The sequence below is a fragment of the Bradyrhizobium sp. HKCCYLRH2047 genome (assembly GCF_051168175.1).
Lineage (GTDB): Bacteria > Pseudomonadota > Alphaproteobacteria > Rhizobiales > Xanthobacteraceae > Bradyrhizobium.
Genome location: NZ_JBNPUM010000008.1, coordinates 90,153 through 112,378, shown reverse-complemented (window position 1 = coordinate 112,378; position 22,226 = coordinate 90,153). Strand labels below are relative to the sequence as shown.

General features: G+C 66.5%; 26 protein-coding genes. 18 read left to right on the top strand and 8 right to left on the bottom strand.

Annotated elements, in window-relative coordinates; translation table 11 throughout:
- The first annotated feature begins 48 nt into the window (after nucleotides 1-48).
- Nucleotides 49-1,437, top strand: coding sequence for an ATP-binding protein (locus tag ACQR1D_RS19920; protein WP_316183195.1), 1,389 nt, complete (start codon nucleotides 49-51; stop codon nucleotides 1,435-1,437).
- Nucleotides 1,438-1,451: 14 nt separating this feature from the next.
- On the opposite strand, the gene ACQR1D_RS19915 is transcribed toward ACQR1D_RS19920, so the two are convergent.
- Nucleotides 1,452-2,435 carry a VOC family protein gene (locus tag ACQR1D_RS19915; protein ID WP_434893978.1) on the bottom strand — a complete coding sequence of 328 codons (984 nt, stop codon included), beginning with the start codon at nucleotides 2,433-2,435 and terminating at the stop codon, nucleotides 1,452-1,454.
- A 140-nt stretch (nucleotides 2,436-2,575) separates the two neighbouring features.
- On the opposite strand from ACQR1D_RS19915, the gene ACQR1D_RS19910 reads away from it, so the two are divergent.
- From ACQR1D_RS19910 to ACQR1D_RS19890, 5 genes are all read left to right on the top strand, one after another.
- Nucleotides 2,576-3,367, top strand: a complete 792-nt coding sequence (locus tag ACQR1D_RS19910; RefSeq protein ID WP_316183197.1) for a DNA-binding transcriptional regulator — start codon at nucleotides 2,576-2,578, stop codon at nucleotides 3,365-3,367.
- Nucleotides 3,368-3,436: 69 nt separating this feature from the next.
- On the top strand, nucleotides 3,437-4,960 hold the full coding sequence (locus ACQR1D_RS19905; RefSeq protein ID WP_434893977.1) for a bifunctional 3-(3-hydroxy-phenyl)propionate/3-hydroxycinnamic acid hydroxylase: 1,524 nt from the start codon (nucleotides 3,437-3,439) through the stop codon (nucleotides 4,958-4,960).
- Nucleotides 4,961-4,991: 31 nt separating this feature from the next.
- A complete protein-coding gene (locus tag ACQR1D_RS19900; RefSeq protein WP_316236865.1) occupies nucleotides 4,992-5,843 on the top strand; it encodes a fumarylacetoacetate hydrolase family protein in 852 nt (283 codons plus the stop codon).
- Nucleotides 5,844-5,925: 82 nt separating this feature from the next.
- Nucleotides 5,926-7,131: an ABC transporter substrate-binding protein gene (locus tag ACQR1D_RS19895; protein WP_434863874.1), complete on the top strand. Its 1,206-nt coding sequence runs from the start codon at nucleotides 5,926-5,928 to the stop codon at nucleotides 7,129-7,131.
- Nucleotides 7,132-7,149: 18 nt separating this feature from the next.
- Entirely contained in the window at nucleotides 7,150-8,142 is a 993-nt protein-coding gene (locus tag ACQR1D_RS19890; protein WP_434893976.1) for an NAD(P)H-quinone oxidoreductase, read from the top strand.
- Between the two features lie 46 nt (nucleotides 8,143-8,188).
- Here the strand turns inward: ACQR1D_RS19890 and ACQR1D_RS19885 are convergent, their stop codons facing one another.
- Both ACQR1D_RS19885 and ACQR1D_RS19880 read right to left on the bottom strand, forming a co-directional pair.
- A complete protein-coding gene (locus ACQR1D_RS19885) occupies nucleotides 8,189-8,737 on the bottom strand; it encodes a DUF3617 domain-containing protein (RefSeq protein ID WP_316183201.1) in 549 nt (182 codons plus the stop codon).
- A gap of 84 nt (nucleotides 8,738-8,821) precedes the next feature.
- On the bottom strand, nucleotides 8,822-9,127 hold the full coding sequence (locus ACQR1D_RS19880) for a hypothetical protein (RefSeq protein WP_316236974.1): 306 nt from the start codon (nucleotides 9,125-9,127) through the stop codon (nucleotides 8,822-8,824).
- A gap of 168 nt (nucleotides 9,128-9,295) precedes the next feature.
- Between ACQR1D_RS19880 and ACQR1D_RS19875 the strand changes: the two genes are divergently transcribed.
- From ACQR1D_RS19875 to ACQR1D_RS19860, 4 genes are all read left to right on the top strand, one after another.
- Nucleotides 9,296-9,754: a hypothetical protein gene (locus tag ACQR1D_RS19875; protein ID WP_316217108.1), complete on the top strand. Its 459-nt coding sequence runs from the start codon at nucleotides 9,296-9,298 to the stop codon at nucleotides 9,752-9,754.
- A gap of 132 nt (nucleotides 9,755-9,886) precedes the next feature.
- Entirely contained in the window at nucleotides 9,887-10,591 is a 705-nt protein-coding gene (locus ACQR1D_RS19870) for a ribonuclease T2 family protein (RefSeq protein ID WP_434893975.1), read from the top strand.
- Between the two features lie 135 nt (nucleotides 10,592-10,726).
- Nucleotides 10,727-11,587: a 23S rRNA (adenine(2030)-N(6))-methyltransferase RlmJ gene (locus ACQR1D_RS19865; protein WP_434894006.1), complete on the top strand. Its 861-nt coding sequence runs from the start codon at nucleotides 10,727-10,729 to the stop codon at nucleotides 11,585-11,587.
- Nucleotides 11,588-11,839: 252 nt separating this feature from the next.
- A complete protein-coding gene (locus tag ACQR1D_RS19860) occupies nucleotides 11,840-12,055 on the top strand; it encodes a cold-shock protein (RefSeq protein ID WP_006612991.1) in 216 nt (71 codons plus the stop codon).
- A 248-nt stretch (nucleotides 12,056-12,303) separates the two neighbouring features.
- Here the strand turns inward: ACQR1D_RS19860 and ACQR1D_RS19855 are convergent, their stop codons facing one another.
- Nucleotides 12,304-12,939: an outer membrane protein gene (locus ACQR1D_RS19855; RefSeq protein ID WP_315713602.1), complete on the bottom strand. Its 636-nt coding sequence runs from the start codon at nucleotides 12,937-12,939 to the stop codon at nucleotides 12,304-12,306.
- 243 nt (nucleotides 12,940-13,182) lie between these two features.
- Between ACQR1D_RS19855 and uvrC the strand changes: the two genes are divergently transcribed.
- Nucleotides 13,183-15,249: an excinuclease ABC subunit UvrC gene (gene uvrC, locus ACQR1D_RS19850; protein WP_434893974.1), complete on the top strand. Its 2,067-nt coding sequence runs from the start codon at nucleotides 13,183-13,185 to the stop codon at nucleotides 15,247-15,249.
- A 29-nt stretch (nucleotides 15,250-15,278) separates the two neighbouring features.
- Here uvrC and ACQR1D_RS19845 read toward each other — a convergent pair whose 3' ends face one another.
- Genes ACQR1D_RS19845 through ACQR1D_RS19830 form a run of 4 tightly spaced genes read right to left on the bottom strand, consistent with a single transcriptional unit; the run spans nucleotide 15,279 to nucleotide 16,624 of the window.
- On the bottom strand, nucleotides 15,279-15,698 hold the full coding sequence (locus ACQR1D_RS19845) for a CopD family protein (RefSeq protein WP_316183206.1): 420 nt from the start codon (nucleotides 15,696-15,698) through the stop codon (nucleotides 15,279-15,281).
- Nucleotides 15,695-16,027, bottom strand: a complete 333-nt coding sequence (locus ACQR1D_RS19840; protein ID WP_315801954.1) for a DUF3817 domain-containing protein — start codon at nucleotides 16,025-16,027, stop codon at nucleotides 15,695-15,697. Before ACQR1D_RS19840 ends, ACQR1D_RS19845 begins: the two co-directional genes overlap by 4 nt.
- Complete coding sequence (locus ACQR1D_RS19835; RefSeq protein ID WP_315801953.1) at nucleotides 16,024-16,287, bottom strand: hypothetical protein; 264 nt, start codon at nucleotides 16,285-16,287, stop codon at nucleotides 16,024-16,026. The genes ACQR1D_RS19840 and ACQR1D_RS19835 overlap by 4 nt, the downstream gene beginning before the upstream one ends.
- Nucleotides 16,280-16,624 carry an ArsR/SmtB family transcription factor gene (locus ACQR1D_RS19830; protein ID WP_315801952.1) on the bottom strand — a complete coding sequence of 115 codons (345 nt, stop codon included), beginning with the start codon at nucleotides 16,622-16,624 and terminating at the stop codon, nucleotides 16,280-16,282. The genes ACQR1D_RS19835 and ACQR1D_RS19830 overlap by 8 nt, the downstream gene beginning before the upstream one ends.
- A 161-nt stretch (nucleotides 16,625-16,785) precedes the next feature.
- Between ACQR1D_RS19830 and ACQR1D_RS19825 the strand changes: the two genes are divergently transcribed.
- The 7 genes from ACQR1D_RS19825 (at nucleotide 16,786) to ACQR1D_RS19795 (ending at nucleotide 22,164) form a co-directional block, all read left to right on the top strand.
- Nucleotides 16,786-17,121, top strand: coding sequence for a GIY-YIG nuclease family protein (locus tag ACQR1D_RS19825; RefSeq protein WP_434893973.1), 336 nt, complete (start codon nucleotides 16,786-16,788; stop codon nucleotides 17,119-17,121).
- 254 nt (nucleotides 17,122-17,375) lie between these two features.
- Complete coding sequence (gene pgsA, locus ACQR1D_RS19820) at nucleotides 17,376-18,017, top strand: CDP-diacylglycerol--glycerol-3-phosphate 3-phosphatidyltransferase (RefSeq protein ID WP_315754456.1); 642 nt, start codon at nucleotides 17,376-17,378, stop codon at nucleotides 18,015-18,017.
- Nucleotides 18,014-18,265 carry a molybdopterin converting factor subunit 1 gene (gene moaD / locus ACQR1D_RS19815; protein ID WP_434891740.1) on the top strand — a complete coding sequence of 84 codons (252 nt, stop codon included), beginning with the start codon at nucleotides 18,014-18,016 and terminating at the stop codon, nucleotides 18,263-18,265. Before pgsA ends, moaD begins: the two co-directional genes overlap by 4 nt.
- Nucleotides 18,266-18,284: 19 nt before the next feature.
- Complete coding sequence (locus ACQR1D_RS19810) at nucleotides 18,285-18,749, top strand: molybdenum cofactor biosynthesis protein MoaE (RefSeq protein ID WP_315801949.1); 465 nt, start codon at nucleotides 18,285-18,287, stop codon at nucleotides 18,747-18,749.
- A complete protein-coding gene (prmB, locus tag ACQR1D_RS19805; RefSeq protein ID WP_434893972.1) occupies nucleotides 18,749-19,714 on the top strand; it encodes a 50S ribosomal protein L3 N(5)-glutamine methyltransferase in 966 nt (321 codons plus the stop codon). Before ACQR1D_RS19810 ends, prmB begins: the two co-directional genes overlap by 1 nt.
- A 319-nt stretch (nucleotides 19,715-20,033) precedes the next feature.
- On the top strand, nucleotides 20,034-21,377 hold the full coding sequence (locus tag ACQR1D_RS19800; protein WP_315801947.1) for an aspartate aminotransferase family protein: 1,344 nt from the start codon (nucleotides 20,034-20,036) through the stop codon (nucleotides 21,375-21,377).
- Nucleotides 21,378-21,603: 226 nt separating this feature from the next.
- On the top strand, nucleotides 21,604-22,164 hold the full coding sequence (locus ACQR1D_RS19795; RefSeq protein WP_434839408.1) for a phage holin family protein: 561 nt from the start codon (nucleotides 21,604-21,606) through the stop codon (nucleotides 22,162-22,164).
- The last annotated feature ends 62 nt before the right edge of the window (nucleotides 22,165-22,226 follow it).

Sequence of the window (22,226 nt, the reverse complement as noted above, 5' to 3'; positions counted from 1 at the left end):
CTTCGCTCCTCGCAATGACGGCAGCGTCACCCGTGAGAGCAGATCCGCATGACCACGCTCGACACCGGCCTCACCCTGATCCGCACCGCCTCCCGCCGCGTGTCGCGCGCCAACAGCATCGTCGGCAACGCCTTCAAGGGCTGGATGCCGACCGGCCTGTATGCGCGGGCGCTGCTGATCATGATCGTGCCGATGGTGATCCTGCAGACGGTGGTCGCGGGCGTGTTCATGGAGCGGCACTGGAACACGGTGACGCGACGCCTGTCCGCCGCCGTGGTGCAGGACGTCGCCGCGCTGATCGACATCTACAAGGGCTATCCGCAGGACAAGGACCGCACCATGCTGCGCCGGATCGCGCAGCAGCGGCTCAATCTCGTGGTCGACTTCCTGCCGGCCGGCGACATGCCGCCGCCGGGGCCAAAACCGTTCTTCAACCTGCTCGACCAGTCGCTGTCGAGCCAGATCGGCCGCCAGATCAGCCGCCCGTTCTGGATCGACACCGTAGGCCGCTCAAACCTGGTCGAGATCCGCATCGCGCTCGATGACGCCGTGATGCGCGTGTTCGCGCAGCGTGGCGCGGCCTATGCGTCGAACACCGACATCTTCCTGTTCTGGATGGTCGGCACGTCGTCGATCCTGCTGATCGTCTCGGTGCTGTTCCTGCGCAACCAGATCAAGCCGATCCTGCGGCTCGCGGATGCCGCCGAGAGTTTCGGCAAGGGCCGCGAGGTGCCGAACTTCCGCCCGCGCGGCGCGCGCGAGGTGCGGCGCGCGGCGCACGCCTTCCTGGAGATGAAGGCGCGCATCGAGCGCACCCTCGAGCAGCGTACGGCGATGCTGGCAGGCGTCAGCCACGATCTGCGCACCATCCTGACGCGCTTCAAGCTTGAGCTGGCGCTGCTCGGCGACAGCCCGGAGATCGACGCCATGCGCAAGGACGTCGACGAGATGTCGCACATGCTGGAGGACTATCTCGCCTTCGCGCGCGGCGACAATGGCGAGATCGCGCAGCCGACCGACATCTCCAACGCGCTGGAGGAGCTGCGCAGCGACGCCGAGCGCAACGGCCATTCCGCCACGGTGTCGTTCCACGGCCTGCCGGTGGTCACCGTGAAACCGCAGGCGCTGAAGCGCTGCCTCGGCAATCTCGTCTCCAACGCCGCCCGCCATGCCGACGCGATCGCCATCACCGGCCATCGCGACCACCGCTACCTCACCATCACCGTCGACGATGACGGCCCGGGCATCCCGGCCGACATGCGCGAGGAGGTGTTCAAGCCGTTCCTGCGCCTCGACGACGCGCGCAACCAGGACGAGGGCGGCACCGGCCTCGGCCTCGCCATCGCCCGCGACATCGCGCGCTCGCACGGCGGCGATATCACGCTGGGTGACAGCCCGATGGGCGGCCTGCGCGCGAGCGTGCGGATCCCGGTGTAGCGCGCCGGTTTAGCTCATTCCTGCGCGATCACGGCGTCGAGCCACGCGCAGTTCAGCGGCGGAACGCGCGGATCCGGCACGCGAACGCCGCGTGCAGCCGCGGACAGCCGCATGTCGCGCAGGCGCTTGCGCTGCTCATCCAGCAAATACAAGCGCTCGTGTCCCCACAATGACGGACCGTCGAAGGTCTCGTGCGGCTGCCAGGTCGCGGGATCGATCAGCCGGCCGCCCCAGCCATATTCGATGAAGAAGCCGGAGGGCGTGTTGACGTAGAACGAGGTCATGTGGTCGTTGGTATGACGGCCCAGCGTATAGGCCACGCGCCCATCGTCGAGCTGCGCCAGGTCGTAGCCCTGGCCGACGTCGTCGAGACTGCCGAGCTCCACCATGAAATGATGCAGCGTGCGGCGGCCCGAACCGACCATCGCAAAACTATGGTGGCGGCCGTTGACGTGGAAGAAATACAGCTTGTAAGGCGTCAGGCCGAAGTCGGACACCTGGAAGCCGAGCAGGTCGCGATAGAACCGCAGCAGCGGCTCGACGTCCTCGACATTGAGCACGACGTGTCCCATGCCGAGCGGCCCGGTGCGAAAACCGGAGATCGGACGTCCCGGCCTGAAGGGATCCGAGGCGACGGCCGCCCCCCAGAACACCTCGATCGTGTGGCCGGCGGGATCCTGAAAGCAGATCAGCTCGGTGACATGACGCTCATCGGCCAGCGCCTGCGAACCACGGGCCACCTTCACGCCGTTGTCGTCGAGACGGCCCGCCAGGCGCGCGAGCGCGGCGGCGTCGCCGACCTCCCAGCCCATGACGGCGAGCCCGCCATCGCCGCTGCCATCGACGATCAGCCGCTGCTTGCGATCGTCCATCCGATAGGCCTGCACGCTGGCCGCGCGATCCACGCGCTGCATCCCGAGGAGTTCGGTCGCCATGCGTCCCCACTGCTCCGCCTGGGACGACTTGATGCCGATGTAACCGAGCGCCGTTATTTCCATCTTGTTGTCTCCCGAAAGGCGCGGGCGGAATTTCGTATCAGCTCCGCGCGGTCCTGCAGTAGACTGCCGCCCCTGCATCCGGCTCGCGTTCTCAAGACGGTATCGGCGGACGGAAACGAAGAACAGGGAGGATTTTCCAAGTGTCCAAGCAACGGACGCGATCTCCGCAAGCCCGTCCTGCGGAGGGTGTCCGCGCCTTCAAGCGGGGCCTCGACGTGCTGCGCGCGGTCAATCGGTCCGGCGGCATTCGCGCCGGCGACGTGGCCCGCCAGCTCGATCTGCCGCGGCCCACGGTCTATCGGTTGCTCGAAACACTCGAGGAACTCGGCTATGTCGCGCGCAGCGCCAGCGACGACCGCTTCCGGGTGACGCGCCACGCGCTGAGCCTCGGAGACGGCTATGATCCCGGCATCTTTATCTGCCAGGTCGCCGCGCCCTATCTCGCCGAGCTCAGCCGCAGCCTGATCTGGCCGGTCGATCTGTCGACTTATGAGAACGGCGCGATGGTCATCCAGGAGACCACGCATGCGCGCAGCCCGCTCTCGATCGATCGCAGCATGATCGGCAAGCGCCTGCCGATGCTGCAGACCTCGGCCGGCCGGGCCTATCTCGCCGCTTGCCCGCCCGCCGAGCGGGACATCATCATCAACCACCTGCGACGCATCGAGGATGCCGAGGACGCTTCCTTCCTCGCGCCCGAGCGGCTGCAGCGCATGATGAATGAAACGTCTCAGCGCGGCTATGCAATCCGCAACGAGGGCGAGTTCAATCCGAAGACGTCATCGATCGCGGTGCCGATCGTGCGGGGCGACGTCGTGTTCGGCTGCATGTCGATCATCTGGATCCGCTCCGCCATGACCCTGGAGGAGGCTGTCGCCCAGTACGCGGCGCCATTGCGCGACGCCGCAGCCGCGATCCCCGTCCAGGCCTGAGCGTCCGCTGGGCGGACAGTTCGTGACCGCGCCTTGAAGGTGCGAGGCGGTTGCGGAACAGATGCGGCCATGAGCAACATGGCCGCACACTCCGGAAGCTTCGACGTCGTCATTGTCGGCCGCGGGCCCGTCGGCTCGACGCTCGCCAACCTGCTCGGCCTGTGCGGCATCCGCACCCTGGTCCTGGAGCGCGAAGCCAAGGCTTATCACTTGCCGCGCGCAGTGCATTTCGATGACGAATGCATGCGCGTGTTCCAGACCATCGGTCTCGCCGACGCCATCCTGCCCCACATCACTTTAAGTCCCGGGATGCGCTTCGTCGATGCGGAGGGACGGTTGCTGCTGGACTGGCCGCGCCCCAGCGAGCCGACAGCGATGGGCTGGAATCTGAGCTACCGCTTTCACCAGCCCGATCTCGAAGCCGTGCTCAACAATGGCCTGGAGCGCTGGCCTCATGTCGAGCTGCGCACGCGCTGCGATGTGTTCGCGCTGGAGCAGAACCAGGACGTCGCCCGCGTTCGCTATGAGGATCTCGCCACGGGCCAGCTGGTCGACATCTCCTGCGCCTATGTGGTCGGCTGCGATGGAGCACGCTCGCTGGTGCGGCGCTTCATCGGCTCGGCGCTGGACGATCTCGGCTTCCACGAGCGCTGGCTGGTCTGCGACGTGCGGCTGAGCGAGGAACGGCCCGACCTCGGCGATTTCAGCGTCCAGCACTGCAACAAGCAGCGTCCCGCGACCTATATTCGCGGCACCGGCAACCGCCGACGCTGGGAAATCACGGTTCAGCCTGACGAAGACGCCGCCGAGATCACGCGGCCGGCGCGCGTGTGGGAGCTGCTCTCGCCCTGGCTCCGGCCCGCAGAGGCCGAGATCGAACGCGCCGCTGTCTACACCTTCCACTCAGCGGTGGCGCAGCAATGGCGTAGCGGACGGTTGCTGCTCGCAGGTGATTCCGCGCATCAGACCCCGCCGTTCCTTGGCCAAGGCATGTGTGCCGGCATTCGCGATGCAGCCAACCTCGCGTGGAAGCTGGCCCATGTGATCGCCGGCAAGGCAACGCCTGATCTTCTCGACACCTATCAAAGCGAGCGCGCGCCGCATGTACGCGAGTTCATCGAGCTCGCGATCCGGCTGGGCGGACTCATCAACACCAAGGCGGTCGAGTCGGCGCTCGCGACCGGCACGGCACAGGGCGACGGCCAGCTCAAGCTCGACGTGCAGAAGCCGCTGCTCGGCCCGGGCCTGGCCTGCGGCGATCGCAGCATGACCGGAAAGCTGGCGCCGCAATTCCGCAGCCGCGATCTCGGCCGCAGCGACGACCGCATCGGTTATCGCTTCGCGCTGTTGTGCCGGTCAGGACTCGGTGCCGCAGTGATCGAGCAGCATCATGCCCGCCTGACGGCCGCTGACGTCGCCGTCATCTGCGGCGAGGAAGCTGGCGGCCTCGACGGCTGGCTCGATCAGCACGGCTTCGACGCCGTGCTGATGCGCCCCGACCGCTACATCCTAGGCGCTGTCCGCACGGGCGAAGATCCCGCGGTGCTGTTGTCAGGCCTCGCCTTCCTCACACCGCTGCCGAACGCGGCCTGAGCGTTTTCGTTCCTTTTGAGAGGGTTCACGTATGAAGCTGGTTTCCTTTGTCATCGACGGTCGTGCCGGCTACGGCGTAGTGAAAGGCGACGGCGTCGTCGACCTCGGCCGGCGGCTGTCGTCGAAGAGCCTGCGCGCGCTGCTTGAGGCCCATGCGCTCGGCGACGCCGCCGCGCTGCTCGCCTCCGAACCGGCCGACTATCCGCTCGACGCGATCGCCTTTGCGCCCGTCATTCCCGATCCCGGCAAGATCATCTGCGTCGGCCTGAACTATCGCGACCACGTCGCCGAGACCGGGCGAACCGTCACCGAGAAGCCGGCGCTGTTCGCGCGCTTTCCGACCAGCCAGGTGGGACATCTGCAACCGATCGTTCGCCCTGCTGTCTCCGATCATTTCGACTACGAGGGCGAGCTCGCGCTCGTGATCGGGAAAGCCGGCCGGCATGTCCGGCGCGAGGACGCGCTCACGCACATCGCCGGCTATTCCTGCTACAATGAAGGCAGCATCCGCGACTGGCAGCGCCATACGTCGCAATTCCTGTCGGGCAAGACCTTCGACCAGTCCGGCGCGTTCGGCCCCTGGCTCGTCACCGCCGACGAAATTCCCGACCCGTCCAGGCTGACGCTGCAGACCCGCCTCAATGGCGAGACCGTGCAGCGGACCACCACGGACCTGCTCATCACCGACGTGCCTGATCTGATCGTCTATTGCTCGGAGATCATGACCTTGCTGCCGGGCGACGTGATCGTCACCGGCACGCCGGGAGGCGTCGGCTTCAAGCGCACCCCGCCACTGTTCATGAAGCCCGGCGATACGGTCGAGGTCGAGATCTCGGGCATCGGCGTACTGCGCAATCCCGTGGCCGCCGAACCGGCGGCCTGACGTCTCCGCCTCGCGGAACCGCGCGGCGTACCAACCAAACACGACATAACAAACAAAATCGTTGAATCCGGGGAGGATCATCATGTCGCGACGTCTCACAGCGGGCATCGCCGCGCTGTTGCTGCTTGCAGGCTCATCCGCGCAGGCGGACATCAAAGGGAAAGCCATCCGGATTGGCGTGCTCACCGACATGACCGGCATCTTTGCGACCGCGATGGGGCCCGGCTCGGTGGAAGCGGCACGGATGGCCGCAGAGGAATTCGGCGGCAACATCAACGGCAGGCCGATCGAGATCCTTCAGGCGGACCACCAGAACAAGCCGGATATCGCGGTCGCGATCGCCCGGCGCTGGTTCGAACAGGACGGCGTGCAGGCGATCGCGGACGGCGGCAGCTCCGGCGCGGCGCTCGGCGTCCAGGAGCTGGTGCGCAGCAACGGCAGGATCTTCCTCGTCTCGGGGGCCGGCGCCAACCAGCTCACCGACGAGGCGTGCGCGCCGACCTCGGTGCAATGGACGCACGACGCCTATTCGACCGCCACCGCCGTCGTCTCGGGCATCATGCAGACCAGCAAGGAGCCGTGGTTCTTCATCACCGGCGACTATGCGTTCGGCCATTCGGTCGAGGCGACCGCGCGCGCCCGCATCGCCGAGCTCGGCGGCACGGTCGCCGGCAGCGTCAAGGCGCAGCTCGGCACGCCGGATTACGGCTCGTTCCTGTTGCAGGCCCAGGCCTCCGGCGCCAAGATCCTGGCGCTCAACGTCGCCGGCGACAATGCCACCGCCATCAAGCAGGCCGAGGAATTCGGGCTTGCGGCCCAGGGGATGAAGATCGTGCCGATGTCGTTCCAGAACGTCGACATCGAAGCCATCGGCCTCAAGGCGACGCAGGGCGATCTCATCGTCACCAGCTTCTTCGAGGACGCCTCCCCCGCCGCGCGCCGCTTCTCCGACGCGTTCTACGCGCGCCGCAAGGCGATGCCGTCACAGATCCAGGCCGGAGTCTACTCGGCCGTGCGGCACTTTCTGCAGGCGGTGAAGGATGCGGACAGCGACGACGGCGCAACGGTGATGGCGAAGATGAAATCCACACCGGTCTCGGACGCCTATGCGGACCACGGTCAGATCCGCGACGACCAGCGCATGGTGCACGACCTGTACCTCGTCCAGGTCAAGACTCCCGCCGAATCGAAGGGCCCCTGGGACTTCGTCAAGCTGGTGACGAAGATCGCCCCCGATCAGGCGTTTCGTCCGCTCGACCGCAGCAAGTGCGGCCTGGTCGGCAAGTGAGCACATGAGCGACCACACATGATTCCGGACGATCAGCGCGCCGTCATCATCACCGCCGCGGGCGGCCCGGAGGTCCTGTCAGAGCGACAGGACTGGCCGGTCCCGCGGCTCGGCCCCGACGACGTCCTGATCGAGGTCGCCGCCGCCGGCATCAACCGTCACGACTGCAACCAGCGCGCTGCCGGGCCGTCGCGGGAGCCCAATCCCATACCGGGATTGGAAGCCTCGGGGCGCATCGTGGCCTGCGGCGCCGACGTTTCCCCGGAACGGCTGGGTCAAGCGGTGATGGCGCTGACCGACGGCGGCTCCTACGCGCAATACGTCGCCACCGATCAGCATCTTGCGCTGGACCTGCCGAGCAGCCTCGACTGGATCCAGGGCGCCGCCCTGCCCGAGGCGCTGTTCACGACCTGGTTCAACTTCTTCGAGCTGATGCGCATGGCGCCCGGCGAGACCACCCTGATTCACGGCGGCGGCAGCGGCGTCGGCACGATCGCGATCCAGCTGCTGCGCGCGCTGGGACATCCCGTCATGGCCACCGCCGGCACCGCGGAGAAGCGCGCCCTGGCACTCAGGCTCGGCTGCAGCGCCGTGTTCGACTATGCCGATCCCGATCTCGCCGAGCAGATCCGCGCGGCGACGGGGACGCGCGGGGTCGACTGCATCCTCGACACCTCCGCCGGCGCCCACATCGCCCAGGACCTTGCGGCGCTCGCGATGGGCGGACGGATCGCCCAGCTCTCGGCTGGACAGGGCAAGGAGCTGGCGGTGCCGCTGCGCAGCCTGATGGCGCGCCGGGCCAGCATCACCGGCGCGCTCCTGCGGTCGACGTCGCTCGATCTCAAGCGGCGCATCGCGACCGAGCTGCGGCAGCGGATCTGGCCTCTTCTCGGAACGGCCATTCGGCCGCACATCGACAGCACCTATCGCCTGTCCGAGGCGGCCGATGCGCATGCCCGCATGGAGACGGGCCGGCATATCGGGAAGATCGTGGTTTGCGTCCGCGAATGAGCGACGGTCCACGTCGCTGCGCCCATCACGCGCAACGAGCGCCCGCCTACTGCTTCACGCCCGGGATCAGGGCCTTCAGCTTCGCCATGTCCTTGACGTTCATCTTCATGCCGCCGGGCATCACGATGTCCCCGGGCTTCTGGTCGGGCTTGCAGGCGCCGAGCCATCTGGCCTCGATCGTCATCGCGGTGTCCTTCACCCCGGTGCCGGCGGCACCGCCCGTGACTCGCGACATCGTCTTCACCGTATAGGCCGAGTTGAAATCGCCGGTGATGTCGGCATGCGACGTCGTATTGATGCCGCCGAAATTGCAGACCGAATCGGAGACGTAGCCGGTCGCGGTTTTCTGGATATCCTGCTTGGAGCAGACCTGCTGCGCCATCGGAGAGGCGAAGTTGTTCATCTCCTTGTCGGTGGCCGCGTCGGTGCAGTGCTGAATCGTCGCCTCCGGCAGCTGACCGCCGGATCTGATCATCTTCAGCTCCCACAGGCCGGCCTTGCGCACCGGCAGGTCGACGGCCCGAGCCTCATGGCTCGCGGTCACGCCCAGGAGGCAGCAGGCCAACAGCCCGATTGCGATGCGTGTGCAGGTCATGTGCCCCCGTTCCGGCTCGTTGATCGATGCCAGAGCGAATGCCGCCAAAAGATGGCAATTAGGAGAACGGCAGTTGATGGAAGGTCAGTAGAGCGTCCGCAGCGGCCGCTGCGCCGAGCCGTACGGTACCCAGCGGCAGGAGAACGAGACGTAGCCGCCGTAGCGCGCATCGACGGCGCCGAACTTCGCGACCTTGCCGTAGGAGGCGCAGTGGTCGACCGCGAGCTGGCGCGCATCGGTGGTCTGGGCCAGCTGATAGGCGATGATGCCGCCGGTGTCGTTGCCCTTGAAGGGCGGCACCACGTCGGCCTGGGCGGACGCGGCAACCAGAACCATCCCAGCGGCCACCAGGCCTGCAGTCTTCACGAATCCGGCCATCAGCGTCCGCATTGCATTCTCCTCGATCTGGCCTGCCATTCTAAAGGTCCCGTGCGGTCAAGAAAAGAACACCGGCCCCGGGTTAACAGGACTAATCGTGGAGTGTTGCCGCGTTGCACTTGACCTCCTGTGGCCACCGCGGCACGGTCCACGCTCCCGGATCAGCCTTGCGGACGGCCCATGCGCGACTTCAGCTCAGCTTTCAAGACGTTCGGTGCCGCATGCGGCGCGCTGCTCGCGGTCGCGACCGCGCCGGTCCAGGCGGCCAACCCGCTCGAGATGAACTTCTGGCTGTCCGGTCCGAAATATGACGGCCGGGTCGCGCCTTGCGAGGCGGCCATTCCGACCATCGTCTCGCGATTCCAGGACAAGGAGAGCACCTTCTGGAATTCCTCGCTGACGATTACCGGCGTCGCCAATGTCCATGAGATCGCCTTCCGGCCCTGGCAGTCCGACAACATCCCGCGCCGCTTCTGCACCGGCAGCGTGATGATCAGCGACGGCAAGGCGCGCACCGTCAACTTCTCGATCATCGAGGATGGCGGCTTCGCCGGCTATGACCAGGGCGTCGAGTTCTGCGTCGTCGGCCTCGATCGCAACTGGGCCTTCAATCCGGCCTGCCGCGCCGCCAAGCCCTGATTCGCCTTTCCCGGCGCATCGCCCGCTCGCGCGAGCGGCCAGCTGACCAATGGCTGCCTCGGGGCAGCCATTTTTGTTCTTGAAATGTTCCCGCGCGCTGGTAGGCTCCTGGCATTGTCCGGGGAGTATGCCATGTTCGATTGCCTGCGCCGACCTGCCGTCCTGTTGTCCAGAACGATCGCCTGCTTTGCCCTCTTGCTCGGTGTGCTCGCGGCTGGCTCCGCCGCGGCGCAGGACCGGCGCCAGAATGCGCCGGGCGCGTTCGACTTCTACGTTCTCTCGCTGTCGTGGTCGCCCTCGTACTGTGCCGAGGCGGAGGAGCGCGGCGGCCGCGGCAGCCGGTCCCAACAGTGCACCGGCCGGCCCTACTCGTTCGTCGTGCACGGGCTGTGGCCGCAATACGAGAACGGCTACCCCGAATATTGCGAGCAGCCGGCGCCGCGCCTGCCGCGCAACATCATGACATCGATGCTCGACCTGATGCCGGCGCCGGGCCTGATCTACAACGAGTGGGACAAGCACGGCACCTGCGCCGGCGTGTCGGCGAAGGCCTACTTCGAAGCCATCCGCAAGGCGCGGGCCGCCATCAAGATCCCGCCGGAATTTCTCGATCTCGCGGAAGCCAAGACAGTGGCGCCGGCGGCGGTTGAGGAAGCCTTCATCAAGGCCAACCCCAAGCTCACGACATCGGGCATTGCCGTCACCTGCAATCGCACCCGGCTGAGCGAGGTCCGGATCTGCCTGTCGAAGGATCTCGAGTTTCGCAATTGCGACGAGATCGACCGGCAGGCCTGCCGGCGCGACGAGGTCAACATGCCGCCGGTCCGCGGCGGCTAGCGACTGCGAATCGGGCGACCGCAGCGCGTCGGCCTGTGGCCCTGTTGCGGCGGCGCTGATCCGCGGCTCTCCGAAAGGGCATGCGGCGCATCGACGGGGTACCCTTTTGGCATGGAACGGCGTAACCCGGACGGCATGAACTACCGACACGCCTTTCACGCCGGCGGCTTCGCCGACGTCATCAAGCACATCGTGCTGACGCGCATCCTGGTCTACCTCCAGGAGAAGCCCGCTGCATTCCGGGTGATCGACACCCATGCCGGCGCTGGCCTGTACGATCTCACCGGCGACGAGGCGACCCGCAGCGGCGAGTTCCTCACCGGCATTGCCCGCCTGCTGCAGGCGCGGCTGTCGGATCAGGTCTATGCGCTGGTCCAGCCCTATCTGGATATCGTCCGATCGTTCAATCCGACGGCCGAGCTCGTCGCCTATCCCGGCTCGCCGCTGATCGCGCGCGCGCTGCTGCGGCCGCAGGACCGCATGACCCTGTGCGAGCTGGCGCCGATCCCCCGCAAGCAGCTGATCGATCAGTTGCGCCGCGACACCCAGGCCCGCGTCGTCGATCTCGACGGCTGGGTCGCCCTGCCCGCCTTCGTGCCGCCGAACGAGCGCCGGGGCGTGGTGCTGATCGATCCGGCGTTCGAGGCGAAGGATGAGTTCGAGCGGCTCGCCGACCGCTTTGCCGCGGCCTTCGCGAAATGGACCACTGGTATCTACGTGCTGTGGTACCCCGCCAAGAGCCGGCGCGCCACCGAAGAGCTGAGCGATCGCATCGCGGCGCTCGCGGCCGCGGCCAAGCCAACCGGCAAGGTGCTGCGGGTCGAGTTCAGTGTTGCACCGCAGATCGAAGGCGAGGCGCTGACCTCGACCGGACTGCTGATCGTCAACCCGCCCTGGACATTGCATGACGAGCTGAAGCTCATCCTGCAGGAACTGCAGAAGCCGCTCGGCCAGGGCGGCGCGGCGCGCTTCCGAATCGAATTCCCCAAAGCTTGAAACGGCTACTGGTCGAAAAGCCGTAGTCAATCGGCGCGGAACCGTATTATTGTGTCCGATTGTAAGACTGGCTTTACGTTCCGCTTCCGCGAATGGTTGCGGCGGGGTGATCAAGGCCTAACAAGATCCGGCGATCCGGCGCGGCGAGCGCTGGGCGTTAAGGTGGCCAACGCTTTCCGATCAAAGTGATGTCCGGTCGGACGCTGCGCAGGGCGCGCAGTGGAGGAAGCATTGCGGGGGAGGAGTTTCCCGATGGCCATGACTGGGACGGTCAAGTTCTTCAACGGTGAACGCGGCTACGGCTTCATCAAGCCGGACGACGGTGGACGCGACGTGTTCGTGCACATCACGGCGGTGGAGCGCGCGGGCCTGAAGGACCTGACCGAAGGACAGCGGATCAGCTTCGAGGTCGAGCCGGACAAGAAGGGCAAGGGCCCGAAAGCGGTGAACCTGGTGCTATCGTCTTAGGACGAGCCCGCCTGGCGGTCATTCACGCGCCGGCGTGAGTGCAACCGGAGGCGCCTCGACGCCACCTCTTCGTTGGTTTGGAAGCTGTCGGCAGCGCCTGTGTGCGTGCACAGCATTGCCGGCTCGTACGTGCAGGCCGCGCGCGATAATGCGCGATTGCACGGAGGGCTCCGACAAAAAAATCCCGGCCGCGCGAGCGGCCGGGAGGTTGTCGTTGGACGTTTCTTCTTCCTATTCCCTCGTTGCCATCAGAAGTGGAAGTTGATGCCTGCGCGCACAATTCCAAACCGATAGTCGTTCTTCGCCCCCGTGATCACGAAATTGCTGCTGTCGAGATCGACGTAGAGATACTCGATCTTCGCGGTCCAATTCTGCGCCAGGCCGAATTCGGTGCCGGCACCGAGCGTCCAGCCGACCGTGGTGTGCGATTCCGAAAGACCGAAGGTCTCGGCGCGCAGGCCGCCAAAGGCGAGGCCGCCGGTGCCGTAGAACAGGATGTTGTTGAAGGCGTAGCCGGCGCGGCCGCGCAAGGTGCCGAACCACGGGTTGGAGAACTTCCACGGCGCGAAGGTGTCGTTGGCGCCGGTCAGGTTGATGTCGCCCTCGGCGCCGAACACCCAAGGGCCGTTCTGCCAATTGTAGCCCGCGGTCAGGCCGCCGGTGAGGCCGGACGGCTTGGTCGGGTTGTTGCCGACGGTGCCCCACTCATAGCCCAGCGTGCCGCCGAGATAGGGGCCGGCCCAGCTGTAGGCGTTGAGGGGCTGGTTGACGGTGTAGGGCGCGCCGCGCCCGTAGCCGAGGTCCGCCGCCTGCGCCGAGACCGATCCGAGAGCCGCCGCGCCCAAGCCCGCCGCGGCGGCAGCACCGACCAAGAACCTGTTCATCGCTCACTCCACGCCACTCGCCGTCACCCGCCGGAGCATGCGCCGCGCGACTGTGCTGCGCGGGCCGGCGTGGTTACGGAACTCTCGCTTCTTTCGTGAGCATTTATCGAGAGTTTTAGGTTAAGCCGTTGTTAAGCCGGGTTACCCGGCCATTAACGTGCTTAACGGAGCGTTACCGCCCTGCCCTGTGCATGGCGCGATCGCAAGCTGGCGAGACGGCGCGGCAGCGCTTAATTTGCGGACATGACCACCCACAGCTCCGATCCACCCAAGGCGCCGACGCCCCCGAGCCGGCGTGGCGCCACGGCCGACCTGCCACCCGAGGCCATCGACACGCCCGATCTCGACCCCGCCGCCTCGGCTGCAGACGAGGACGATGACGGCCGGCTGCCGGAGCTGGCCGAGGAGAGCCTGGAGGCGGTCGGGGAAGGCCCGCTCGCGATCGGCCACGCGGCGATCGAGAACGCGGTGCGGCTGGCGCCGACCTCGCCCGGCGTCTACCGCATGCTCAACGCGGCCCACGACGTGCTCTATGTCGGCAAGGCCAAGAACGTCAAAAAGCGCCTGTCGTCCTATGCGCGTGCCAACGCGCCGCTGCCGGCGCGCATCCTGCGCATGATCGCAGCCACCGTGACGGTCGAGATCGTCTCCACCACCACGGAGACCGAGGCGCTGCTGCTGGAAGCGAACCTCATCAAGCAGCTCAAGCCGCGCTTCAACGTGCAGCTGCGCGACGACAAGTCGTTTCCCTACATTCTCATCACCGGCGACCATTGGGCGCCGCAGATCCTCAAGCACCGCGGCGCGCAGTCCAGGCCGGGGCGCTATTTCGGGCCGTTCGCCTCGGCCGGCGCGGTCAACCGCACCATCACCGCGCTGCAGCGCGCCTTCCTGATCCGCTCCTGCACCGATTCGTTCTTCGAGAGCCGCACCCGCCCCTGCCTGCTGCACCAGATCCGCCGCTGCGCCGGTCCATGCACCCAGGAGATCGATTTCCCCGGCTATACCGAATTGGTGCGCGAGGCGACCGACTTCCTGTCCGGACGCAGCCAGGCGGTGAAGGCGCTGCTGGCGGCCGAAATGGAGAAGGCGTCGAGCGAGCTCGAATTCGAGACCGCGGCCGTCTATCGCGACCGTCTCGCCGCACTGTCGGCGATCTCCTCCCAGCAGGGCATCAACCCGCGCACGGTCGAGGAAGCCGATGTGTTCGCCATCCACCAGGAGGGCGGCTATTCCTGCGTCGAGGTGTTCTTCTTCCGCACCGGCCAGAACTGGGGCAACCGCGCCTACTTCCCGCGGGCCGAGAAGACGTTCACACAAGAGGAGGTGCTGTCCGCCTTCCTGTCGCAGTTCTACGATGACAAGCCGCCGCCGAAGCTGATTCTGCTGTCGCACGAGATCGAGGAGGCCGAGCTGCTCGCCGAGGCGCTGTGCGTCAAGGCCGGCCACAAGGTCGAGGTGTCCTGCCCGAAGCGCGGCGAGAAGAAGGACCTGGTCACTCACGCGCTGACCAATGCGCGCGAGGCGCTGGGCCGCAAGCTCGCCGACACCGCGACCCAGAGCCGGCTGCTGGATGCGATGACGACGACGCTCGGCCTGCCGCAGGTGCCCCGGCGCATCGAGGTCTACGACAACAGCCACATCCAGGGCACCAATGCGGTCGGCGCGATGATCGTCGCCGGCCCCGACGGCTTCATGAAGAACCAGTACCGCAAGTTCAACATCAGGTCGGAAGGGCTGACGCCCGGCGACGACTACGCGATGATGAAGGAGGTGCTGCAGCGCCGCTTCAAGCGGCTGGTGTCACCGTCGGAGAAGGATGTCGCCCGTGCGGCCAAGGAGGACGACGTGCCGCAATGGCCCGATCTCGTCATCATCGATGGCGGCCGCGGCCAGCTCAACGCCGTCCGCGAGATCTTCACCGAGCTCGGCGTCACCAATGTCGCGTTGATGTCGGTTGCCAAGGGGCCGGACCGCGACGCCGGACGCGAGACGCTGTTCATCCCGGAGCGCGAGGCGATCAAGCTCGAGCCGCGCGACCCCGTGCTGTACTTCATCCAGCGCCTGCGTGACGAGGCGCACCGCTTCGTCATCGGCTCGCACCGCAAGCTGCGAAAGAAGGACATCCGCGAGGCCGGCCTGCAGGAGATCCCGGGCATCGGCCCGTCGCGCAAGCGCGCGCTGCTGCACCACTTCGGCACGCTCAAGGAGATCGAGCGCGCCTCGATCGCCGACCTCGGCAAGGTGCCGGGGGTTTCGGCGGAAAGCGCACGGAAGATCTTTGAGTATTTTCACAGCAACGCCAGTTGAAGGACGCCTTCTCCGCTCGCGCCGGCCGCTCAGAACGGCTTGACGACCACGAGCACGGCGATCGCAGCAGCGCTGCCGACGATCAGCGGCGGCGCATGAGAGAACCAGCGCGGCGCCGGCGACTCGGACCGTGCAAGCCGTCGCAGCGTTCCCGCGAGCACGCCGTGCAGCGCGGACAGCGCGACCACGATGCCGAGCTTGATCGTCAGCCAAAGCGAGCCGAACCATTGGCCCTGCATGGCGAGTGCGAGGCCCGCGCCCCACACGACGAGCATGGCCGGCGTCGTGACACGCCGGTCCCAGCGGCTGACGATCTCGACCATGGTGGCGGCACCAGCCGCTTCTGCCTTGGTCGCAGCCGCCGCGATGGTGATCGCTGCGGCCAGCAACCCGCCGCTCCAGCACAGTACGGCGGCGACGTGCAGCGCCTTGAGCCACTCGACCATCATGGCGCCGCCAGCAGCATCTCGCGTCGCGCCAGGACGCGGGCATTGACGAAGCCGCCGAACGGCACGAACGCAGCCATTGTCATCCGGACGATCTCCGTTCTCGACCAGCCGCCGCCGGCTGCGAGCTGGATGAGCATCCAGATGTAGCCCATGAAAGCGAGGCCGTGGACAGGACCCATGATCCTGGTGGCGACGGCGAAGCCGGCAAAGTGCTTCAGCGGCACCGCCACCAGCACCAGCAGCAGCAATGTGCTGCCTTCGACGAGCGAGACTGCGCGCATCCGCTTCAACAGCGACAGCTCCTCGGCCTGATGTTGAGTGGTCATCATTCGACCTCCTTCAGCACCTTCTCGACCTGGGTGAGCCGCAGCTCGATCTGCCCCAGACTGCCCTTGAGGGCGGCGAGCAGCTCTGCACTCGTCTCCTGCGCTCGAACGGCTCGCTCGGTCAGCGCGCGGAAGCCCTCCTCCGTCGCGACCTGCCGTCCGGCCTGCCGGACCGCCGCAAAATACTTCATCGCAAACACCAGGATGATGGTGACAAGGACGAGGATCGTGACGAGCAGGAAGATGGCGGCTTTGTCAGCCATGTTGGTCTCCTTCCGGTTTGATGGAGGATGGAACGACGGACAGCGTCTCCGCTGCTTTGGCGATCGAGGACGGCGTCAGGGCGATCTCGAAGGGAGCAACCTCGAAGTAGTTCAGCGCCTTGCCGTCGGCGGAGAGCTCCAACCGGCTGGTGACCAGCCCCGCCTCTTCGAGCTTGCGCAAATGAAGGTGCAGCAATGGCCGGCTGATGCCGAGCTCGCGGGCCAACTGGCTGACATAGGTGCGCCCCCGGGCCTGCAAAGCAGCCACCACCCGCAACCGATGCGGATTGGCCAACGCTGCCAGCCTGTCCAGCAGTTGATCGCCTTCAGTGGGCATACGTCGCGGCTCTCCACCTGTAAGGATATTATTACAGGTGAGGTCCGCCCCGTCAACTTTATGATACACCTGTCAGGAAAAAATTTCGATTTCCATATATTTACCCGGACAAAAATAAGCTCTACATGAGCTGAGCCCACCTCACTTTGGAGCGACACCTCATGACCCCCGATCAGCGCAAGGCGGCGGTCGCCGCCTACAAGGAGCGCAAGAGCCCTGCCGGCATCTTTGCCGTCACCTGCGCCGCCACCGGCGCGCGCTGGATCGGCTGTGCGCCGGACCTCGACAAGATCCAGAACCGTCTGTGGTTCACCCTGCGCCAGGGCGGCCATCGCCGCGGCGGGCTGCAGGCGGCCTGGGCCGCCCATGGCGAAGGGTCGTTCAGCCTGGAGGTGATCGAGACCTTAGACGACGAAGCGCTGGCCTATGTGCGCGATCGCGTGTTCGCGGAACGGCAGGCGCATTGGTGCGCGGTTCACGGGGCCGAGGCGATCTGATCACGGGCGGCATTCGCGCCGCTGTCATTGCACCGCAATAAGAGCGATCGGCGCGCCCACCGCGGCACGCCGATCTCCCCACTGGCGCGACCGCGTGCGGTTGCTTAAGGAAGCGTTACCGCTCTTTGTATCGGAGCGGGAGAGTTCCTATCTCCGCAAGACTTCGTTGCGAACAGCGTCATATCTGCGTCATCCTGCCGAAGCGGCTCGGCTCGGAGGTTGACGTCCGAACGGCGGCAGTATTGGTACACCGGATGAATATTGCGACCACACGCGTGCCCAGCAAGACGTCGACGTCCCTGCCGAACATCCTGACCTATACGCGCATCGCCGCGATACCGGTCGTGGTCGGCTGCATCTACGCGCAGTCGGTATGGATGTATCCTTTGTGGCTCCGCTGGGTCGCCGTTGCGGTGTTCATTGCGGCTGGGATCACCGACTATCTCGACGGTCATTTCGCGCGGATCTGGAACCAGCAATCGGCATTCGGCCGTATGCTCGACCCGATCGCGGACAAGCTTCTGGTCGCCTCCTGTCTGCTGATGCTGGCCGCCGACAGCACCATCCAGAACTGGTCGCTGTGGGCGGCCATTGTGATCCTGTGCCGCGAGATCCTGGTGTCGGGCCTGCGCGAATATCTCGCCGCGCTGCGCGTCTCGGTGCCGGTGACCAAGGTCGCCAAATGGAAGACCACGATGCAGCTGGTGGCGATCGGCTTCCTGCTCGCGGGCGAGGCCGGCGATGCGGCGGTCGCCCAGATCTCGACGGCCGTGGGTCCGATCGTGAGCGGGATCGGAATCTGGCTGCTCGGCTTGTCGGCGGTCTTCACCATCTACACCGGCTACGACTATTTCCGCGCCGGCATCCACCACCTCATCGAGGCAGACTCGCGATGAAGGTGAAGTATTTCGCTTGGGTGCGTGAGCGCGTCGGCAAGGCCGAGGAGACGATCGAGCCGCCGGCGGACGTGCGCACGGTCAGCGAGCTGATCGCCTGGCTCACCACGCGCGGCGAGGGCTATGCCTATGCGTTCGACAAGCCGAAGGTGATCCGCACCGCGATCGACCAGACCCATGTGCAGCCGGATACGGCCATCGCCGGCGCCCGCGAGATCGCGTTCTTCCCGCCGATGACCGGCGGCTGACGCAACGGAAGATCCGTCCATGACCGCGATCGTCACCGTCCGGGTGCAGCAAGAGGATTTCGACACCGCGGCCGAGATCGCAGCCCTCAGCCATGGCCGCACCGACATCGGCGCCGTCGTCAGCTTCTCCGGCCTGTGCCGCGGCAACGACCATGACACGCCGATCACCGCGCTGACGCTCGAGCATTACCCGGGCATGGCGGAGGCCGAGATCATGCGGCACACCGAGCAGGCGATGGCGCGCTGGCCGCTGCAGGGCCTGACCGTGATCCACCGCTTCGGCCGGATACGGCCGGGCGAGAACATCGTGCTGGTGGTGACCGCCTCCAGCCACCGTCAGGCGGCGTTCGAGGCGGCTGAGTTCCTGATGGATTATCTCAAGACCAACGCGCCGTTCTGGAAGCGCGAGGAAACCAATGATGGCGGCAGCTGGGTCGAGGCCAAGAGCCACGACGATGCCGCCGCGGCGCGCTGGAAGTCGTGATGGCGAAGAAGGTCAAGACGGCAGCGCCGCGCAAGGCGGCGGCGGCGAAGCTGCCGAAGGTCAATGCGGGCGAGCTGGTCAGCCTGCTCGACTATCTGCGCTACGCGGTGAGCTGCTTCCAGGACGCCGATCTGGTGTTTGCGCACGGCACCACCGATCCGGTGTCGGAGGCCGCCTTCCTGATCGGCGAGGCGCTGCATCTGCGCCCCGATCAGTTCGAGAGCTTCGTCACGGCCCGGGTCACCGCGGCCGAAGGCAAGATGATCCTCGACCTGATCACGGCCCGAATCACCACGCGAAAGCCGGCGGCCTATCTGGTCAACAAGGTCTACATGCGCGGCCTGCCGTTCTACGTCGACGAGCGCGTCATCGTGCCGCGCTCGTTCATCGGCGAGCTGCTGGAGACGCATTTCGGCGGCGCCGAGGCCGATGGCACCTCGCTGATCGATGATCCGCTGGCCGTGGACAGCGTGCTGGACCTATGCACCGGCTCTGGCTGTCTGGCGATCCTGGCCAGCCGCCACTTCCCCAATGCGGTGATCGACGCCGTCGACATCTCCAGGGACGCGCTCGCGGTCGCCGCGAAGAACGTCGCCGACTACGACCTCGGCGAGCGCATCTCGCTGCACCGCGGTGACCTGTTCGCACCGCTCAGCCAGCGCCGCTACGATTTGATCATCACCAACCCGCCCTATGTCGACGCCGAGGGCATGGCCGGCCTGCCCCGGGAATGCCGCGCCGAGCCGGCGCTGGCCTTCGACGGCGGCACCGACGGGCTCGACATCATCCATCGCATTCTCAGCCAGGCCCGCGACCATCTGACTGCGGAGGGCGGATTGTTGTGCGAGGTCGGGCGCGACCGTCCGCAGATCGAGGCGGCCTATCCCGACCTGCCGCTGCTCTGGCTCGACACCGAGGACTCCGAGGGCGAGGTGTTCTGGATCACCGCGCGCGATCTCGTGTGATGAGACGCGGCTGCCCGAGGCACAGCGGCCCGGTTGGCGCGAAATGACGCAGCGACTTCCAATATCCGGCACAATCTGCTGCCGCTGTGCAGAAACCGCTCACCAGGGCAGCAGGGAACGCTGGACCTTTGACGTTTCCGTCGGCGCGCGAAACTGATAGCTTGGCGCCGGCCCGGATCATCGGCTGACCACGTCGGCGCGCGCATTCAGGCCCATCAGCACGATCCGTTTCGGCAAGCTGTCCTGGCACCGGTTCGCCACCTTTCCGGATCATGCTGCCGCCGTCGCACAACCTGCCCTGAACGTCCGAGAGGTCCCCATGCTGGACAAGAGCCCCCGCCCCGCCGTCACCGTTCCGAATGATCTTGCCGCGCATTGGATGCCGTTCACCGCGAACCGCGCCTTCAAGAAGAACCCGCGCCTGCTCGCCGGTGCCAAGGACATGCACTACATCACCGTCGATGGCCGCAAGATCATCGACGCCGCCGCCGGCATGTGGTGCTGCAACGCCGGCCACGGCCGCAGCCAGATCGCCGAGGCGATCGGCCAGCAGGCCGCGGCGCTCGACTACGCACCGCCGTTCCAGTTCGGCATTCCCCAGGCGTTCGAGCTGGCGAACCGCATCGCCGATCTCGCGCCCGCCGGCCTCGACCACGTGTTCTTCTGCAACTCCGGCTCGGAGGCGGCCGACACCGCGCTGAAGATGGCGCTCGCCTATCACCAGATCAACGGCCAGGGCAGCCGCACCCGCCTGATCGGCCGCGTCCGCGGCTATCACGGCGTTGGCTTCGGCGGCACTTCGGTCGGCGGCATCGTCAACAACCGCAAGCTGTTCGGCACCTTGCTGACCGGCGTCGACCACATCCCGGCGACCTATGACCGCGAGAAGCAGGCCTTCACCAAGGGCGAGCCGGAATACGGCGCGCACTTCGCCGATGAGCTGGAGAACCTCGTCAACCTGCACGGCGCCAACACCATTGCCGCCGTCATCGTCGAGCCGATGGCCGGCTCGACCGGCGTGATCCCCGCGCCGAAGGGCTATCTCAAGCGGCTGCGCGAGATCACCCAGAAGCACGGCATCCTGCTGATCTTCGACGAGGTCATCACCGGCTTCGGCCGCCTCGGCTACGCCTTCGCCGCCGAGCGCTACGGCGTGACGCCTGACCTTCTCACCTTCGCCAAGGGCGTCACCAATGGCGCGGCACCGATGGGCGGCGTGCTGGTGCGCGACACCATCCACGACGCCTTCATGAGCGGCCCGGAGCACATGGTGGAGTTCACCCACGGCTACACCTACTCGGCGCATCCGATCGCCTGCGCCGCCGGCCTCGCCACGCTCGACATCTACCGCGACGACAAGCTGTTCGAGCACGCCCGCGCCATAGAGCCGAAATTCGCCGACGCCGTGATGTCGCTGAAGGGCCTGCCCAACGTGCTGGACATCCGCACCGTGGGTCTCACCGCCGGCATCGACCTCGCGCCGCTACCCGACGCGGCTGGCAAGCGCGGCTACTCCGCGATGGAGACCGCCTTCCACAACAACGACCTGATGCTGCGCATCGCCGGTGACACGCTGGCGCTGACCCCGCCGCTGATCATCAGCGAGGATCAGGTCGGCGAGATCATCGAGAAGGTCGGCAAGGTCATCAAGGCCGTGGCGTAAGCCATTCGGCGACCCATCGGCCATGATTGGCCAGGAGCAGAATTGGCGGCCCGCGTGGCCGCCATTTTTGTTTCTACGATCCCCAAGAACGGTCATTGCGGCTTTCCACATGTCGCATGCCGGCCGACAATAGCCTCGCGCGTGCGCAGGGAACCTTCGCAAATCCTCCACGTTCATGTCGCGAGCCGGCGGTTCGCGCGCGGCGATGGATCATCGGAGGACGCGCATGCTTGCACCGCCAGGAGAGCTGCTGCGATTGGGGCTCGAGCAGAGACTCAACCGCGTCAGGCGCGCTACCCAGGCCTACATGCGCGATCGCGCCCGGCAGGCGACGGGCACGGTGACGTCCTACGCCGTCGCCGCCGGGCTGTTCGCCACCGCGGGCATCTTCCTGATCGCCGCCTGCATCGTCGGATTGACCGCGCTGTTCCGCTGGGTGGAAATGACCTACGGCCTGTTCACCGCATTCGCTGTGGTCGGCGGCATCCTGGTCGCGCTGGCGGTGATCTGCGCGATTATCGCGGCGTTGAAGTTGCGCAGTCCGACGCCGCACTATCCTTCACTCTCCAGCCGGCTGCGCGTGGCGATCGCAGCGCCCGTGGCCCGGGAACCCGACGCGGACGAGATCGATCCCGACACCATCCCCCTGGCACCGTCATCGACCTCCACGAATCACGGGAGCGGAGCTGCGGGTGCACTCGGCCGGGTCAACGTGCCCATTGGTGTCGCCGTTGCGGCACTGCTGCTCGGTGTGGCGGCCTTGCGCCGGCGTCACCGCAGCGCGTAAGCCTGCCCCGACAGCGACAGGCGCGGTTCGACGGACATCGAAGAATCACCGGCTCGGTTGAG

Coding starts and splice junctions, on each gene's coding strand:
- ACQR1D_RS19810 (WP_315801949.1), top strand. CDS start 18,285: ATGACCGCGATCGTCACCGTCCGGGTGCAGCAAGAGGATTTCGACACC.
- ACQR1D_RS19875 (WP_316217108.1), top strand. CDS start 9,296: ATGCGCGACTTCAGCTCAGCTTTCAAGACGTTCGGTGCCGCATGCGGC.
- ACQR1D_RS19915 (WP_434893978.1), bottom strand. CDS start 2,435: ATGGAAATAACGGCGCTCGGTTACATCGGCATCAAGTCGTCCCAGGCG.
- ACQR1D_RS19795 (WP_434839408.1), top strand. CDS start 21,604: ATGCTTGCACCGCCAGGAGAGCTGCTGCGATTGGGGCTCGAGCAGAGA.
- pgsA (WP_315754456.1), top strand. CDS start 17,376: ATGAATATTGCGACCACACGCGTGCCCAGCAAGACGTCGACGTCCCTG.
- ACQR1D_RS19905 (WP_434893977.1), top strand. CDS start 3,437: ATGAGCAACATGGCCGCACACTCCGGAAGCTTCGACGTCGTCATTGTC.
- ACQR1D_RS19860 (WP_006612991.1), top strand. CDS start 11,840: ATGGCCATGACTGGGACGGTCAAGTTCTTCAACGGTGAACGCGGCTAC.
- ACQR1D_RS19830 (WP_315801952.1), bottom strand. CDS start 16,624: ATGCCCACTGAAGGCGATCAACTGCTGGACAGGCTGGCAGCGTTGGCC.
- ACQR1D_RS19870 (WP_434893975.1), top strand. CDS start 9,887: ATGTTCGATTGCCTGCGCCGACCTGCCGTCCTGTTGTCCAGAACGATC.
- ACQR1D_RS19920 (WP_316183195.1), top strand. CDS start 49: ATGACCACGCTCGACACCGGCCTCACCCTGATCCGCACCGCCTCCCGC.
- moaD (WP_434891740.1), top strand. CDS start 18,014: ATGAAGGTGAAGTATTTCGCTTGGGTGCGTGAGCGCGTCGGCAAGGCC.
- prmB (WP_434893972.1), top strand. CDS start 18,749: ATGGCGAAGAAGGTCAAGACGGCAGCGCCGCGCAAGGCGGCGGCGGCG.
- ACQR1D_RS19895 (WP_434863874.1), top strand. CDS start 5,926: ATGTCGCGACGTCTCACAGCGGGCATCGCCGCGCTGTTGCTGCTTGCA.
- ACQR1D_RS19825 (WP_434893973.1), top strand. CDS start 16,786: ATGACCCCCGATCAGCGCAAGGCGGCGGTCGCCGCCTACAAGGAGCGC.
- ACQR1D_RS19880 (WP_316236974.1), bottom strand. CDS start 9,127: ATGCGGACGCTGATGGCCGGATTCGTGAAGACTGCAGGCCTGGTGGCC.
- ACQR1D_RS19855 (WP_315713602.1), bottom strand. CDS start 12,939: ATGAACAGGTTCTTGGTCGGTGCTGCCGCCGCGGCGGGCTTGGGCGCG.
- ACQR1D_RS19890 (WP_434893976.1), top strand. CDS start 7,150: ATGATTCCGGACGATCAGCGCGCCGTCATCATCACCGCCGCGGGCGGC.
- uvrC (WP_434893974.1), top strand. CDS start 13,183: ATGACCACCCACAGCTCCGATCCACCCAAGGCGCCGACGCCCCCGAGC.
- ACQR1D_RS19845 (WP_316183206.1), bottom strand. CDS start 15,698: ATGATGGTCGAGTGGCTCAAGGCGCTGCACGTCGCCGCCGTACTGTGC.
- ACQR1D_RS19800 (WP_315801947.1), top strand. CDS start 20,034: ATGCTGGACAAGAGCCCCCGCCCCGCCGTCACCGTTCCGAATGATCTT.
- ACQR1D_RS19840 (WP_315801954.1), bottom strand. CDS start 16,027: ATGATGACCACTCAACATCAGGCCGAGGAGCTGTCGCTGTTGAAGCGG.
- ACQR1D_RS19865 (WP_434894006.1), top strand. CDS start 10,727: ATGAACTACCGACACGCCTTTCACGCCGGCGGCTTCGCCGACGTCATC.
- ACQR1D_RS19900 (WP_316236865.1), top strand. CDS start 4,992: ATGAAGCTGGTTTCCTTTGTCATCGACGGTCGTGCCGGCTACGGCGTA.
- ACQR1D_RS19885 (WP_316183201.1), bottom strand. CDS start 8,737: ATGACCTGCACACGCATCGCAATCGGGCTGTTGGCCTGCTGCCTCCTG.
- ACQR1D_RS19835 (WP_315801953.1), bottom strand. CDS start 16,287: ATGGCTGACAAAGCCGCCATCTTCCTGCTCGTCACGATCCTCGTCCTT.